This window comes from Algimonas arctica (genome assembly GCF_014652695.1).
Lineage (GTDB): Bacteria > Pseudomonadota > Alphaproteobacteria > Caulobacterales > Maricaulaceae > Litorimonas > Litorimonas arctica.
Genome location: NZ_BMZH01000003.1, coordinates 147,144 through 162,500, shown reverse-complemented (window position 1 = coordinate 162,500; position 15,357 = coordinate 147,144). Strand labels below are relative to the sequence as shown.

At 53.3% G+C, this 15,357-nt stretch carries 10 protein-coding genes, 1 tRNA gene and 2 rRNA genes; 7 read left to right on the top strand and 6 right to left on the bottom strand.

Annotated elements, in window-relative coordinates:
• The first annotated feature begins 191 nt into the window (after positions 1-191).
• Both IE105_RS04940 and rrf read left to right on the top strand, forming a co-directional pair.
• Positions 192-3,007: ribosomal RNA gene (locus IE105_RS04940) — 23S ribosomal RNA — on the top strand.
• 110 nt (positions 3,008-3,117) lie between these two features.
• Positions 3,118-3,232: ribosomal RNA gene (gene rrf, locus IE105_RS04935) — 5S ribosomal RNA — on the top strand.
• Between the two features lie 224 nt (positions 3,233-3,456).
• On the opposite strand, the gene IE105_RS04930 is transcribed toward rrf, so the two are convergent.
• Both IE105_RS04930 and IE105_RS04925 read right to left on the bottom strand, forming a co-directional pair.
• On the bottom strand, positions 3,457-4,026 hold the full coding sequence (locus tag IE105_RS04930; RefSeq protein WP_189496043.1) for a hypothetical protein: 570 nt from the start codon (positions 4,024-4,026) through the stop codon (positions 3,457-3,459).
• Between the two features lie 28 nt (positions 4,027-4,054).
• Positions 4,055-5,713: a hypothetical protein gene (locus tag IE105_RS04925; protein WP_189496041.1), complete on the bottom strand. Its 1,659-nt coding sequence runs from the start codon at positions 5,711-5,713 to the stop codon at positions 4,055-4,057.
• A gap of 225 nt (positions 5,714-5,938) precedes the next feature.
• Between IE105_RS04925 and IE105_RS04920 the strand changes: the two genes are divergently transcribed.
• Positions 5,939-6,015: transfer RNA gene (locus tag IE105_RS04920), tRNA-Met, on the top strand.
• A 199-nt stretch (positions 6,016-6,214) separates the two neighbouring features.
• Here the strand turns inward: IE105_RS04920 and IE105_RS04915 are convergent.
• Positions 6,215-6,883, bottom strand: a complete 669-nt coding sequence (locus tag IE105_RS04915; RefSeq protein WP_189496039.1) for a pentapeptide repeat-containing protein — start codon at positions 6,881-6,883, stop codon at positions 6,215-6,217.
• 89 nt (positions 6,884-6,972) lie between these two features.
• A complete protein-coding gene (locus IE105_RS04910) occupies positions 6,973-8,085 on the bottom strand; it encodes an ATP-dependent DNA helicase (protein ID WP_233353995.1) in 1,113 nt (370 codons plus the stop codon).
• A gap of 322 nt (positions 8,086-8,407) precedes the next feature.
• Here IE105_RS04910 and argF point away from each other — a divergent pair, with 322 nt between their 5' ends.
• From argF to IE105_RS04895, 3 genes are all read left to right on the top strand, one after another.
• A complete protein-coding gene (argF, locus tag IE105_RS04905; protein WP_189496037.1) occupies positions 8,408-9,328 on the top strand; it encodes an ornithine carbamoyltransferase in 921 nt (306 codons plus the stop codon).
• A gap of 118 nt (positions 9,329-9,446) precedes the next feature.
• Positions 9,447-10,730: a hypothetical protein gene (locus tag IE105_RS04900; protein WP_189496035.1), complete on the top strand. Its 1,284-nt coding sequence runs from the start codon at positions 9,447-9,449 to the stop codon at positions 10,728-10,730.
• A 154-nt stretch (positions 10,731-10,884) separates the two neighbouring features.
• The gene (locus IE105_RS04895) at positions 10,885-11,865 is read left to right on the top strand and encodes a zinc-binding metallopeptidase family protein (protein ID WP_189496033.1); all 981 of its coding nucleotides are present in this window, start codon (positions 10,885-10,887) and stop codon (positions 11,863-11,865) included.
• Between the two features lie 106 nt (positions 11,866-11,971).
• Here the strand turns inward: IE105_RS04895 and IE105_RS04890 are convergent, their stop codons facing one another.
• Together IE105_RS04890 and IE105_RS15375 are read right to left on the bottom strand one after the other, a co-directional pair.
• Positions 11,972-13,003, bottom strand: a complete 1,032-nt coding sequence (locus IE105_RS04890; protein WP_189496031.1) for a YeiH family protein — start codon at positions 13,001-13,003, stop codon at positions 11,972-11,974.
• 66 nt (positions 13,004-13,069) lie between these two features.
• The gene (locus IE105_RS15375; RefSeq protein ID WP_267904658.1) at positions 13,070-13,300 is read right to left on the bottom strand and encodes a DUF6356 family protein; all 231 of its coding nucleotides are present in this window, start codon (positions 13,298-13,300) and stop codon (positions 13,070-13,072) included.
• A gap of 268 nt (positions 13,301-13,568) precedes the next feature.
• On the opposite strand from IE105_RS15375, the gene IE105_RS04885 reads away from it, so the two are divergent.
• Positions 13,569-15,353, top strand: coding sequence for a gamma-glutamyltransferase family protein (locus tag IE105_RS04885; protein ID WP_189496029.1), 1,785 nt, complete (start codon positions 13,569-13,571; stop codon positions 15,351-15,353).
• Positions 15,354-15,357: the final 4 nt, after the last annotated feature.

The following is a 15,357-nucleotide window of genomic DNA, read 5'->3' as shown; positions in this document are numbered from 1 at the left end:
CAGAAAAAACTTCGGCATCTTCGGATGCTTATTAAAACATTCTCTTAGGGTAGGCTTTGAATAGTAAAGATATCGTCTGGCATATGCTCAGACGCGAGAGTTCAGTTACATCGACTGGCAATCCTCGCGCATGAGCGCCAAACATTGAGGCCGCATCATCTTCTGGCGATGCGGCCCTCTCGAGATCGAAGAATCAAGCGTTACAAGGGTTTCTAGTGGATGCCTTGGCGCACAGAGGCGATGAAAGACGTGGTACGCTGCGATAAGTCCGGGTGAGGTGCGAACAACCTTTGACCCCGGAATCTCTGAATGGGGAAACCCAACTCTACAGATTCTGATGTTTATCTGATTATCCGGCTTGCCGGGTGTCAGGTTTGCATCGGACATTTGTCGAGTTATCTTAGTCTGAATACATAGGACTAAAGAAGCAAACCCGGGGAACTGAAACATCTCAGTACCCGGAGGAAAGGACATCAACCGAGACTCCGTTAGTAGTGGCGAGCGAACGCGGATCAGGCCAGTGGCTATAATAATCTAAACCGAATGTGTTGGGAAGCACGACCAAAGTGGGTGACAGTCCCGTAGGTGTAATGAGTATTATGGTCCATGAGTAGGGCGGGACACGTGAAATCCTGTCTGAATATGGGGGGACCACCCTCCAAGCCTAAGTACTCCTGTGCGACCGATAGTGAACTAGTACCGTGAGGGAAAGGTGAAAAGTCCCCCGACGAGGGGTGTGAAACAGTCCCTGAAACTGGAAATCTACAAGCTGTCGAAGCCTTCTTGTCCTTCGGGACATGCAGGGCGACGGCGTACCTTTTGTATAATGGGTCAGCGACTTGGTCTTACAAGCAAGCTTAAACCGTTAGGTGTAGGCGTAGCGAAAGCGAGTGTTAATAGCGCGATTGAGTTTGTAGGATCAGACCCGAAACCAAGTGATCTAGCCATGTGCAGGTTGAAGGTGAGGTAACACTCACTGGAGGACCGAACCCACTTATGTTGAAAAATGACGGGATGACATGTGGCTAGGGGTGAAAGGCCAATCAAACTTGGAGATAGCTGGTTCTCCGCGAAATCTATTTAGGTAGAGCGTCTGATGAATACCCTAGGGGGTAGAGCACTGGATGGGCTAGGGGGTCTCACCGACTTACCAAACCTAACCAAACTCCGAATACCTAGGAGTAATATCAGGCAGACACACTACGGGTGCTAAGGTCCGTAGTGGAAAGGGAAACAGCCCTGACCGTCGTCTAAGGTCCCTAAATAATCACTAAGTGGTAAAGAATGTGAGAGTGCTTAGACAACCAGGATGTTGGCTTAGAAGCAGCCATCATTTAAAGATAGCGTAACAGCTCACTGGTCAAGCGCTCCTGCGTCGAAAATGTACCGGGGCTAAAGTGATTTACCGAAGACACGGACGCACATTTATGTGCGTGGTAGCGGAGCGTTCCGTAAGCCTGTGAAGGGGTCCTGTGAGGGGTCCTGGAGGTATCGGAAGTGAGAATGCTGACATGAGTAACGATAAAAGGGGTGAGAGACCCCTTCGCCGAAAGATCAAGGTTTCCTGCGCAATGCTAATCAGCGCAGGGTTAGCCGGCCCCTAAGACGAGGCAGAAATGCGTAGTCGATGGGAACCAGTTTAATATTACTGGGCCATTGGGTGGTGACGGATTGCGTGTATTGTACATCCTTATTGGATTGGGTGTGCAGTGAAGCAGTTCCTGGAAATAGCCCCCATATATGACCGTACCCTAAACCGACACAGGTGATCAGGTAGAGAATACCAAGGCGCTTGAGAGAACTATGCTGAAGGAACTCGGCAAATTACCTCCGTAACTTCGGGAGAAGGAGGCCTGGCTGGTACGCAAGTACTTGTCAGGGGCACAGACCAGGGGGTGGCGACTGTTTATTAAAAACATAGGGCTCTGCGAAGTTGCAAAACGACGTATAGGGTCTGACGCCTGCCCGGTGCTGGAAGGTTAAAAGGAGGGGTGCAAGCTCCGAATTGAAGCCCCAGTAAACGGCGGCCGTAACTATAACGGTCCTAAGGTAGCGAAATTCCTTGTCGGGTAAGTTCCGACCTGCACGAATGGCGTAACGACTTCCCCACTGTCTCCAGCATAGACTCAGTGAAATTGAATTCCTCGTGAAGATGCGAGGTACCCGCGGCTAGACGGAAAGACCCCATGAACCTTTACTACAGCTTGACAGTGCCATTTGTAACAATTTGTGTAGGATAGGCGGGAGACTATGAAGCGTGGGCGCTAGCTCATGTGGAGTCGTCCTTGAAATACCGCCCTTGTTTTTATGAATGTCTAACCGCGGTCCGTTATCCGGATCCGGGACATTGTCTGGTGGGTAGTTTGACTGGGGCGGTCGCCTCCTAAAGAGTAACGGAGGCGCGCGATGGTTGGCTCAGACCGGTCGGAAATCGGTCGTTGAGTGCAATGGCATAAGCCAGCCTGACTGCGAGAGTGACAACTCGAGCAGAGACGAAAGTCGGTCATAGTGATCCGGTGGTCCCGCGTGGAAGGGCCATCGCTCAACGGATAAAAGGTACTCTGGGGATAACAGGCTGATGACGCCCAAGAGTCCATATCGACGGCGTTGTTTGGCACCTCGATGTCGGCTCATCGCATCCTGGGGCTGGAGAAGGTCCCAAGGGTATGGCTGTTCGCCATTTAAAGCGGTACGTGAGCTGGGTTTAGAACGTCGTGAGACAGTTCGGTCCCTATCTACCGTGGGAGTAGGAGTTTTGAGAGGATCTGCCCTTAGTACGAGAGGACCGGGGTGGACATTCCTCTGGTGGAGCTGTTGTCGCGCCAGCGGCATTGCAGCGTAGCTATGAATGGAACGGATAACCGCTGAAAGCATCTAAGCGGGAAACCACCCTCAATACGAGAGCTCCCTTGAGAGTCGTTCAAGACTAGGACGTTGATAGGCTGGGTGTGGAAGCGTGGTAACACGTGAAGCTTACCAGTACTAATAACTCGATTGGCTTGATTACTCGATCTCGTTGGCGTTCATGCGCGTGGCTTACCAGTCATGTGTGTGCGCATACGGTCAGACGATATCTTTACTATTCAATATTTTGCGAAATTACGTGGTCTGCATTAACCGGGTGGTTATAGCGAGACGTCCCCACCCGATCCCATCCCGAACTCGGTCGTTAAGCGTCTCAGCGCCGATGGTACTTTGTCTTAAGGCACGGGAGAGTAGGTCATCGCCCGGTTTATCCAGACCACAAAAATAGCAAATCCCTCCGTTACACACAAAACATATAAAGCCCCGCGGGAAACCGACGGGGCTTTTTTGTGTCCATATATAGGAGGGGGCTGTACCGTCTGTTCGGGCAGACGTGTGCCTAGGACACGAAACGCAATAAAAAAGCCCTGCTCGTCATAGACGAACAGGGCTCCCTGAAATTCAAATCAAATGAAAAGCTGTTTAAAGGATTTATTTTTCAGGAATAATTGTCTCTTCGGCTTCGAAAACGGCCAAGTTTTCAGAGCCGCTTTGCACGATCATCGGTTTTGTCACACCGTCACGGGGCTCGCTTTTTGTGCCGGGATCGACCGCGATAGAGAACGCGCGGGCTGTCGGTTCGCCCGACGGGAGACCGGACACAGTCGCCATAATGTTTAGATAGTGAAGCCCATCATCTTTTGGTCGGACAGCCACGCGCCACTCGGCACGACCCGTCGCCATATCATGATGCAGTTGCGCCCCACTTGCGAGAACCTCTAATCCGTCTGTCCCCGTCGCGGTCGCCTGCAGTATGCCTGTCTGATAGGACGGATCTATCGTGATCTCGATATCCGTATAAGCGCCGACGGACAGATCGCCCTGCATCTGTGAAGAGAACTGGAGGGCCGCCCCGGGCTTAACGGTTGCAACTGTCATCTCGGGTGCCACTTTATGCGCGACTTTTGTGGGCACGCCACTTGTACCTTCCGCACAGCCTGAGGCGATCATGGCCGTACACGTTAGGCTCAGGACGAATGATTTCGAGAATAACTGGGTCATCACTATCTTTCTGTTTGATCGCGCCATCTTATTGCGCCTGCACATTAAAGCACTTGTCGATCCCTGTGCCGTCAACGGACGCATTGGCATCGTCAAACACGACGATAATATAATCGCCCGCGCCATAATTGCGTGAGTGCGTTTCGGTATTATTGACCGGGCTAATAGCCGTCGCGATCCGGGTGTCGCGTTGGTAAATATAGATGTCTGGATCGCTTGTTCCAGCCCCGTCAACGGCATCAGCGGTAAGTGTAACAGATTGGGTTGCGGGCACATTCAGGGTAAGAAAAGCGCGGTTCCCCAGCTTATTATATTCCCCAGCATCATCAACAGAACAGACTTCAACGGCCGCTCCGCCGATGGATAGTGTTTTGTAAACAGGCAAGGCGGATGGAATATTGCCATCATTGGTTTCACCGGCGCCGTCAGCCCCCCGACCGATAATGTTTTGAGCGGTTAGCAACGCATCCAATGAGGCCGCTTGAAGGGAGCCTTCGGTTTTTAGGGCCGTATCAAAGGTGAATATAGATGTCGCTGTGTTCGTGTTAGCGTAATCTGTCGAAATTAATGTCCGATAGACCGGACCCAGGCCGCCGCTAACGACATCCGCGCCATCGGAATTGGCGTCCATAATGTCGTAGAGGACTGATTGAATAGACCCTTCTGAATACCAACCCGGTTGGGCATATGTATTGGCTTCTAATTCAAAGCCAAAATCGCTCGACTGGTCATTCCCGAAACTGTCCCGATAGCGCGGGTTATCGATGAATCCCGCCAGCGCATTGCCAAACCCTTCAGAAAAAGCGACCCGCATATCAAGGCGATTATTTAAACTGTGGGATCCACCGATACTCCCCGCCCGCGAGAAAGCGCGTTCGAAGTAATGGCCGAATTCATGGGTGATGACGCTTTCATCATACTCATCTGTGTCGGCATCAGCATCGCCCAAGATCAAGATCGTGGGAACGCCGCCGATTCGCGTGAAGGAGGAGGTGCCAATTTCACCTTGGGTCACGTCGCCGCTGGCGCTTCGGTTTTGCGGGCTCCAAAAAATATTTAATGTCGGAAAATCGATATTCGCATCAACGGCGACAAAAGCCTGCGTGGCATCATAGAGCGTGTCGAGCAGCGCAAAGGGGGCGGCGGATCGGGCGCCTGTATAAGACGTTCCGCCCCAGCCAGATCCGGCGTTCAAGTTGCGTGTGGCCGTCGTGGTCGACGCGGCGGCGAGGCTGCCCTGTAAGGCATAAAGCGTGTTACTATTCGTGTTATCGACAACGGACAGATCAATATCGCTCGACCCGCCGGTGTGTAATAATTGGGCCTTAACGCGCACCCGAACGGATGTTCCGGTTGCGACGGTGAAGGAATAGGCCCCTGTTGCTGTGGTCGTGGCGGATTCTAAAATCGTACCGCTATTGTTCACAAGTTCGACAATGGCCCCGCGAATGGGGTCTTGTCTTGTCGCGTTATAATTGAGCCCCGATCCATTGGTCGTATTGAGGGGAACTCGGTCAAAGGTCGCAATACCCGAAATGGTTATATTAGCGGGGGGCGGCGTGGGCGGCACGGGCGCGGGGGGGACAACCGCGATAGGCGCGGAACTGGTTGACCCCCCCCCACAGGCGCTCAACGCAATCATGGCGGATCCAAGGGCTAAGGTCTGTGGCCAGTGTTTGAATGTCATAAAGAACTTTCATGCCAAGGCCGTGTCGCAAGCCTAATGGTTTTGTTCACTCTAGGGCCGCAGCTAGAAAAGTCCAAATAACAAAGCCTGACCCTTAGGGATCGTCCCGCGCATAATCGATCATGCCCAAAGAGGGCGATATTGGGATTGATGAAAAAAACTGAGCAAAGCTGAACACAAGGGTTGTAACTCCCAGCGCAGATAAATATATGCTGTTTCTCTTGGCGCGGGGTGGAGCAGCCCGGTAGCTCGTCAGGCTCATAACCTGAAGGTCGTAGGTTCAAATCCTACCCCCGCAACCAATAAATTGACCCGCCTCTGGCGGGTTTTTTTGTGCGCGATCGATGGCGATCCAATGCCAAAACCACCGCTTTGATAGAGCCGCATTTTTTACCGCAAACAATACACTGTCTTGCCGAAATCCAGTTTAAAGACCGAAGAGACCTAGAGCGGATAGAGCCCCCGCATCATGGCGGGGTTAGGGAGCGGTCGGACCTGTGGTCACCGCACTAAGATACCTAAACCGACTAAGAGTTCGGCGGCTTGATTTTTCGAGATGAGGGCACCTTTTAAGACGGTCGCATCGGTCAGGGTTAGGCCGCCTAAGTCACAATGCCGTAGGTCTGCGCCTTGGAATTTGGCGCGCTTAAGGGAGGCGTCTCTCAAGCTACGCTGTTTCAAATTTACGTCGCGGAAATCAGCCCCCCCTAAATCGGCTTCAGAGAAGTCGTTTCGATGCAGTGTTTCCTTTCTAAAGGAGAATTTTTGAAGTCTGGCGCCGACTAACACACACTCCTGAAAACTGAGGCCAAGGCAATGGGATTGACGGAAGCTCGCGCCGGTGAGTTTGCAGCCCTCAAAACGACTTGAGGCGAGGTGAGCCCCGTCCCAATCAGTCATGGACAAATTACAGTTCTCGAATGTCGTATCATCCGCCTGAACAAACTTAAATTTGGTTTCAAACGCCTTGCAACGCGTCAGGGTTGCTCCGTCCAAGTCGCTTCCCGACATATCGGACCCGCTAAAATCACAATTTTCAAATACCACATCTCGAACGTCTAGCTTCGTCAGGTCTTGATTGATCACCGAAGCGCCGATGACGCGTTGATTAGACCGTGCAATTAAACTTTCGAAGGCGTCACGGCCCAAACGCTCGGGAACATCACTCATACGAGGTTACTTTCTGCGGGGCTGCGTAATGGCTTTGAAAGCCAATTGTATGCGGGTGATTGGGCTAAATATTGTGAGTCACTTTTGCGCTAGCGCACGATCGTAATGCGCTCACTGGCGCGCGTGATACCCGTATAGAGCCAGCGTTGTCGGTCGTCGCCAAAGACCCGACTCTCATCAAACAGCACCACATCATTCCATTGAGAACCTTGCGCTTTATGCACGGTCAGGGCGTAACCATAGTTGAACTGTTGCTGCCCGCGCAGATCTCGCCAATCAATGCTCTCCGCCCCGCCGAGGAAGAATTCCTCGCGCACGGTCACGGTGAGTGCGGAGCGAGTGGGGAAGTCTTCGGACGCGATGGTCAATCGAACACAGCCCTTTTTCTCAGGGTGCGGCTGGCTCCGCACGACATCAAAGAGCCCCCCATTGAAAATCTTTTTCAGCCGATCATTGCGGATACAGACCAAACGGTCGCCCATCATGGGAAGCGGGTCCGTCTTATCCAACAGGTCGCGAAGGCGCCGATTATAAAGATGGCGCGACCGGTTGGTGCCGACCAAGACTTGATCGGCTGCTGTGACCTGTGCGGCGTCTATATCAGCAGCAGAGATCACGCGGCTCTCGCCATATTGACCATAGTCCGGCGTCCGCCCCATGCGCACCTCTGTGGCTAAGCGAATGATCGGATTATCCGCCGCCTGCCGGTGGATTTCTGTCAGCATAATATCCGGGGTCTGGTCGGTGAAAAACCCACCGCCTTTGACGGGGGGGAGCTGTGCCGGGTCGCCGAGCACGAGAATGGGCACGCCAAAGGACATTAAATCCGTGCCGATGGCCTTATCGACCATAGAGCACTCGTCGATCACGATGAGGGCCGCATCACGCGCCGCGCCAGAACTGTCCAATTTGAAGATCGCGTCGCCCGTGTCCTCATCGGTTTCGGCGCGGTAAATGAGGCTGTGAATAGTCGAGGCGCCGATACAGCCGTTTTTCTGCATCACAATCGCGGCTTTGCCCGTGAAAGCGGCAAATTCTGTTCGCCCTTCGATGGAATCAGCAAAATGCTTAGCTAAGGTCGTCTTGCCGGTGCCTGCATAGCCAAACACGCGGAGCACTTGGTCCGCCCCGGCCTTATGCCATTTGGCAACCGCGTCGATGGCGTTTTGTTGTTGGCCGGACCATTCCATAATGCTCTGCACTCTCCGTTCGTCTCTCTTGTCAGCCGCAGTCTTGAGTGGCTTGACCTGTTCAGTTCCGGGCGATGTTCGCCACATTGTCGTGACTGAATCATTTTAAACGGCAGAATGTTCCATATTCGTTCTTTCGCAAAGCGAGGGTCGTCACAAGGGAAAATATGACAATTTGTCGGAAAAGCATCACCTGTCTTGGGAATCACAGGGGCCTAGCCGCCGCATGTTGCCATGATCAAGAAAATGATCGGTGCCGTTTGGGCGTCGAGTCTGTCTGCGATCTTATCCGTGGATCGTTGATCTCGCGCGTGACTTTGCGCTAAGCGGGCCTATGCGCCACTTTCTCTCCTTAAACGATCTGACCGCCGATGATATTCGGTCCATTCTGGATAATGCGCATGCGCGTAAATCGGCGCGAGGCGACAAGCCGAAAGGGACCGTAGATGATGACGCGCCGCTGGCGGGTCATACGCTCGCGATGATATTTGAGAAATCATCGACACGCACGCGGTTTTCGTTTGAACAAGGCATGCGTCAACTCGGCGGCAGTGCGATTGTCGCCACATCGGACACGATGCAACTCGGACGCGGTGAACCCGTGAAAGACACAGCGCGCGTTTTATCCCGCTATGTCGATGCGATTATGATGCGGGTGAAAAGCCACGAAACCCTGACCGAATTTTCGCGTCATGCGACGGTTCCCATCATTAATGGTCTGTCGGATTATAACCACCCGTGCCAGATACTCGCCGATTTAATGACGCTGGAAGAACGGGGTCTGACCCTCAAAGGCGCGCGCATTGCCTGGGTTGGCGATGGCAATAATGTCGCCATGAGCTTCGTCAATCTTGCCGCGCAAACCGGGATCGACCTCGTTGTCGCGAGTCCGAATGGCTACCGCTTGCAAGGGCAAGAGGTTGAGCGCGCGCGGGCGGCTGGGGCGAAGATCACTCTGACCGATGACCCTGACGCGGCGGCCGCTGGCGCGGATGCGCTGATCACGGATTGTTTCGTCTCAATGGGCGACGACGATTACGATGCGCGATTAGAAATGCTCTCGCCGTATAATCTGGATGAAGCCCGCGTCGCCAAAGCGAAACCGGGCGCGGTCGTGCTGCACTGCCTGCCGGCCTATCGCGGCCAAGAAATTACCGACGCCGTGATGGAAAGCGCGCAATCCGCAATTTGGGACGAAGCCGAAAACAGGCTGCATGCGCAAAAAGCGGTGCTGATGTGGTGTTTGGAGCGGTAAGTGTAGTGAAATAAATGAGCTGGTTGAGTTCGGATGAGGGTGCAGAGTTTAGATACATCACGTCTAAAGGGTTCTTTTATAACGTCTTAAGCGTCTTCGAAATGGAGTAGTGAAACCTATGAGCAAGACACCCGATACGAAGATATCTCCCCTAAGTACGGGCATCAAAAAAGCCGTCACCCTTGTTGTCTCTCTCGTTGCTTTTTTAGGGGCGGTGACATCATTACTCCTGAACGGAAGTCGGCTCACATCCCAAGGCGATGAGGTTGAAGGGACCGTTCAAATGATTGTCTCGCTCGCAGAGCAACAACCCGACGTGGGTGAGGACTGGGACGTTTTTGACCAATATCAAGTGGACTATGAGTTGGAGACGTCGGGCACAGAGTATTTGATATCTTACACAACAGATTATTTTGACCTTGAACCTAAACGCGTCGGCATACTCAGCGAAGGCCCATACTTTAACCTGCCCAAGGTCGGTTTGGATATAAAGTTGGTCAATAATAGTGATGAAGCGATCTTTGTTACCGAGGCCAGTATTGATGTTCAAACAAGTACGCCTGACAATCGGCCTTTAATGGCATTTACACATCACGAAGGTGTTGTCGGCGAAATTGAATTTACCAATGACGGATGGGGTGAGCCAACCAGCCTTGTTATGACAGCGGCGATTGAAGGTCCCGCATCACAAAACCCACAGGTCTTGCCGTCAAGTAAGCTGGATTCGTCTAGCCTTCTTGGGGCGCGGTATATGTTTGATATGTCGCCCTTGCTTGAACCTTACGGTATTTCAGGCGCAGATATTAGGGCGGCTGACGCCCTTACCGATGGCGATGATTTCGAAGCAGAAAGCGCAGCATGGGCGAAGGTGCATATCCCTTGTATGCGTGCTCTGGCCACGCCGGACATATTATCAAATGCATACGCCATTCTTTACGGAGAGGAGCCGCGCTCTGGAAACATTTCACTCACCGAGGAGGATTTAACGAAAATGCCTTATGGGTGTGGCGTGATGGTGAACGGGAACCTGCTCGTCACGTGGCAAGAGGGTGCAGACAGCAAAACGCAAACTATCAATTTTAGGACGTTTGTGTCTATTTCTCCGCCCGAAGGACTCGGCTCAACGGGGTTTGAACCGACGGGAAGTTATGATGTGGCTTTTAAGCCGTCTGGAACGACCTATACTTTGACGGTTCCTCTATCGCAGCCCATTCGCCCTAAAGACTTCGATCGATTTTCAATCTGGTTAGGGGCACCGCGATCCTCAACTCATGTTTTTAAAGTTCGGCTAAAATATAATGAGGATCAAGAACTGCCCTCGAACTCTATGAATTTTCAATATTTAAGACCACGCGGCAATGCTTCCCGGTCTAACTTAGCTAGAACCTCACCAACGCCGTGATGATCAGTGCGCCGTCGGCGATTTGGGGCGTAGCGTAGAAAGCTGTTTTGATGGGCTGTTTGAACGATTAAAACAGTCGAACTTTCTCCGCTCTCCGGCGTTATGTCTAAAGGCGATTATTGCGTCATAGATTCAGAAAGAAGCGAGCGGTCCGATGCGACTTTACACTTGCAATCATTGTGGCGGGACAGCGTTCTTTCATAATTTACGCTGCGTGTGCGGCACTGAGCTTTTCTACGACCCTGACATTGACGTCTTAAAAACAGACGGAAAAGGGTGTGCAAACCGCCAAACAATTTCCTGTAACTGGATCGCTCAGGAGGACGGGCAGGATGACCTCTGCCGGTCGTGCGAGATGACGGACATTGTTCCCGACACCTACCGAACAGAAAATATTACCCTCTGGTCAAAGGCTGAAGCGGCCAAACGGTGGGTTCTGGCTAATTTGGCCCGGTGGGGTTGGTTCACGTCGACAGATCCGGGTGAACGTCCACGGTTTCACCTTCTGGCCGAGCACACCGCCATTGGCGATAAGACCATTATCATGGGGCATGACGCGGGTCTTATCACGATCAATGTTGAGGAAAGCGACCCCGTCACCCGGCTTGAACGGCAAACGGATATGTCCGAACGGCTGAGAACAATGACGGCGCACTTCCGCCATGAAATCGCACATTTCCTCTTCGTCAGGTTAAGCCGAACGGATGGTTTTATAGACTCGTTTCGGAATTTATTTGGCGATGAAACAGCCGATTATGGCGAGGCTTTAAAAGCGCATTATGAAAACGGACCGCCGCCCGTATGGGCCCGCGATCACATCACAAAATACGCTTCCAGTCATCCGCACGAGGATTGGGCTGAAACGACGGCGCATGTGCTGCATCTCACCGATATTATTGATAGCGCGACGGCGACGGGGCTCAATATGTCCGAAACATCGGACATAGACCTGAACCCCTATACGGAAAAGGATAGCGAAGCGCTGATCCGCGTTGGCGCCGCCTACGGAATGTCACTCAATCATGTCAATCGCTCGATTGGTATGTCGGACATCTACCCGTTCGTCATATCTGATGCGGTGAAAGCGAAACTGATGTTTTCCCACACGCAGATATCGACATTGCTGCGCCGTTAAAGCGAGATCAAAGACAATGTGGCTGAGACCGGCGGTCGCGTCCCATCATGTCCGCTATCGCCATGTGGATAGGGCTCGGTACTTTGGCATTGCGTCTTCAGGCAAACTAGCTCGCCATAAACACACTAATCGCAATCAGCGCGAAAATTGCGAGGACTGTGGATTGGGACACTAAGACCAGCAAGGGCCTCATGCCTACGCCGACGATGTCTTTGACAGAGGTTTTTACGCCTAAGGCCGCGACGGCGATGACGAGCGCCCATTGGGATAGGATGTTCAGACCCTGACTGACCTGCGTCGGAATAAAGCCGGCGCTGTTGATCAGCATGATGAGAATGAACGCGACCATAAATAGCGGGAGCAGCGGCGGTTTTTTAGTGTTGGCGACCCCCTTACCTGTTTGCTTGAACATCAAACTGACAATGATGATGACCGGCACAAGGCAAGCGACCCGCATAAGCTTGACGATAGTGGCGATGTCGCCAGCGGGGTCTGACACAATATATCCCGCGCCAACGACCTGCGCGACATTGTGAATTGAGACGCCCATGAAGAGGCCGGATTGCCTATCCGAGAAACCTAACAGCGTCGTGATCACTGGGTAGAGCACCATCGCGAGGGTGCTGAGCGATGTCACGGCAATGACCGTCACAATCGTATTGCACTCCGTCTTTTTATTTTGCGGAAGCACCGAGGCGAGCGCGAGCGCGGCAGAGGACCCGCAAATGGCGACTGATCCGGCCGTTAAGATGGAATGATCAACTTTGAGACCGAATAATCGGGCGATGGCGACGCCAAGCACCAGCGTGCTCAGAACGCAGGCGATAACTAAACCAGCCGCCTGCCAACCGAGGTTCGCCACATCGATCACGGTGATTTTAACGGCTAAAAGCGCGACGCCTATTTTTAAAATAGTCTCTGCGGAGACTGTAAGGCCTGTTGCCAGATAAGGTTTGGAGGCCAGCGGGTTAAACAAAGCGCCGATGACCAAAGCATACAGCATGACGGGACCGCCAAAGCGGGCCTCAATAAATAGGCTGATCGCGGCAATCATCACGGCCAGCATAATGCCGGGCAATATGGTGATGAGCGCGTCCCGCCCCGAGAACGACTGTTTACGGCTTGGGGAGAGACTCACAGGCGGTGAGGCAGGCGGGCGGGTTATCGCTGCAACTCCGAGGCGTAATGCCGCCGGCGGTAAAGGCTATGTTCGAAGGTCACGCGGTTGCTTACGCTTATCGCGATGCGTCACCATCCGGTCGTGGAGGGTGGTAATGGTTTTGCTGCCTGTTTTTACACAGAGGAACGGAAAAATACCGTGCAGAAAACACCCAATACCAGAGACCAGCATTCTTATGCCGAAACTAAAGGATGTTCTCATGTGCTGGAAATACGTTTCCCCCACGGACGCCGGATGCTCAGTAAAAGTTTTCATAAAAGACCTATTTTTCTCAGGGTATGACTGCGAAGACGGGAAAACTTTATGAAAGTTTGGATCAACTCATAGTGAGGTCGAAAAATATTTCATAATGAAGGCGTTTGTCGAAGAATATCATAGCGGGAGTCAGGGCGAACAGACACGTTGTCTCTGAAATGGCGGTTTGGCCCGTGAGTCGCGCGCGATCTACAAGATTGTCAGTTGTGACCACAGCCTTGCAATCGATCCTCTTGCGCCTGTCCGCACCAAGGGCCAAAGCTTGAGTATGACATTCCGCCTCCTGCTCCTCTCCTCCACTCTGTTCCTGATGGCCTGTCAGGCCGCTGCTGACGGCGATCCCATTATCGAAGAAGCGCCTGTCCAGACTATGGGCCAGTCAATGGGCATGGTCGCCGCCGCCAACCCCTATGCGGCTGAAGCGGGTGCAGAGGTGCTACGAGCGGGTGGATCGGCCGTGGATGCCGCAGTTGCCGTACAGACCGTCCTTGGGCTGGTAGAGCCACAAAGTTCGGGCTTAGGCGGCGGTGCGTTTATGGTGCTACATGATCCCAAAACGAATGCGACGTGGACCTATGACGGGCGCGAGACCGCACCGTCCGCAGCGACCTCGGCTTTATTCCTGAATGAAGACGGTCAGCCGTTGCGGTATTTTGATGGTATCGCTTCAGGGCGGTCCACGGGCGCGCCCGGGGCCATTGCGATGCTCGGTCTTGCGCATGCGGATTACGGCACCTTGCCATGGGCCGATAATTTGAACCCGGCCATTGAGTTAGCGGAAGACGGATTTGTCGTCAGTCCGCGCATGGCTGACCTTGTGGCTCGCATGGGGAAACTCGTGTTGCCGCGGGATGACAATGCCCGGGCCTACTTCTTTGTGAACGGTGATCCGTCACAGCCGCTGCCAGCGGGGTTTGTGCGGGATAATCCGGCTTATGCCGACAGTTTACGCGCGATCCAATTAAGCCCGCGCGCGCTGCTCGAAGGCCCGATTGCGCAATCTATTATCGACAAAACACGCGAAGCGCCCCTGCCGGGCGCGCTCACCTTGGCCGATATGGCGAATTATCAGCCGATTAAAAAGCCTGCGCTATGCTCAACCTACCGCGATTATCGACTGTGCTCCGCGCCACCGCCATCCTCCGGCGGGGTCGGCGTGCAAGCGATTTTAGGACTGCTGGAGCCGTTTAAAATGGCGGAAGTCGGCCCGTCCATTGAAGGGTGGCACTATTTTATTGAAGCCAGCCAGCTCGCCTATGCTGACCGCGATCAATATGTTGGCGATCCAGATTTCGTCTCCGTCCCCGTCAAAGATATGTTGGACAAGGGATATCTGGCGGGGCGGTCGGGTCTGATTAAATCGAAGGCGGTGCTGGCCGATTATCCGGCGGGAGATCTGGGTCCAGCGGGAACCGACGCTACAGCCGAAGTGCCGGGCACATCGCATTTCACCGTCGTCGACAAGACCGGATTAGTCGTGTCGATGACGACGACCGTCGAGGCCCCGTTCGGCTCACAACGGATGGTCGGGGGGTTCATGCTCAATAATGAGCTGACAGATTTTTCTTTCAGACCCGTTGATGGTCAGGGCCGTGCCGTGGCGAACCGTGTGCAACCGGGGAAACGCCCGCGCTCCTCAATGGCGCCGCATATTGTGTTCAACCCGGATGGCTCGCTGGCCTTCACGACGGGATCGCCTGGCGGCAATGCCATCCTTGCCTATACCGCCAAGTCCATTGTCGGGATGATTGATTGGGGTCTCGACCCGCAAGCCGCGATTGAATTGCCCAATGTTATCGCCCGCAATGGAACGGTTCGGTTGGAAGCTAAGGATCTGCCCGAAGAAGACACGGATGAAGTCCAACGCGCCGGACCGGCCCAAGAATTTGGTCTGAGCTCAGATATTATTGAGGGTTTGGAAACGCTGGGTCACGATGTTGTTCGGTCCCGCGGCGAAATTAGTGGTCTGCATATTATTCGTTTGTTGCCGGATGGCACGTTGGATGGCGGTGCGGACCCCCGGCGCGAAGGCGCCGTGATCGCAGTAAAATAAGGCG

What these genes read in the sequence shown, in the direction of transcription:
- IE105_RS04885 (WP_189496029.1), top strand. Translation starts at nt 13,569, where the DNA reads ATGACATTCCGCCTCCTGCTCCTCTCCTCCACTCTGTTCCTGATGGCC.
- IE105_RS04895 (WP_189496033.1), top strand. Translation starts at nt 10,885, where the DNA reads ATGCGACTTTACACTTGCAATCATTGTGGCGGGACAGCGTTCTTTCAT.
- IE105_RS04930 (WP_189496043.1), bottom strand. Translation starts at nt 4,026, where the DNA reads ATGACCCAGTTATTCTCGAAATCATTCGTCCTGAGCCTAACGTGTACG.
- IE105_RS04900 (WP_189496035.1), top strand. Translation starts at nt 9,447, where the DNA reads ATGAGCAAGACACCCGATACGAAGATATCTCCCCTAAGTACGGGCATC.
- IE105_RS15375 (WP_267904658.1), bottom strand. Translation starts at nt 13,300, where the DNA reads ATGAAAACTTTTACTGAGCATCCGGCGTCCGTGGGGGAAACGTATTTC.
- IE105_RS04925 (WP_189496041.1), bottom strand. Translation starts at nt 5,713, where the DNA reads ATGACATTCAAACACTGGCCACAGACCTTAGCCCTTGGATCCGCCATG.
- argF (WP_189496037.1), top strand. Translation starts at nt 8,408, where the DNA reads ATGCGCCACTTTCTCTCCTTAAACGATCTGACCGCCGATGATATTCGG.
- IE105_RS04915 (WP_189496039.1), bottom strand. Translation starts at nt 6,883, where the DNA reads ATGAGTGATGTTCCCGAGCGTTTGGGCCGTGACGCCTTCGAAAGTTTA.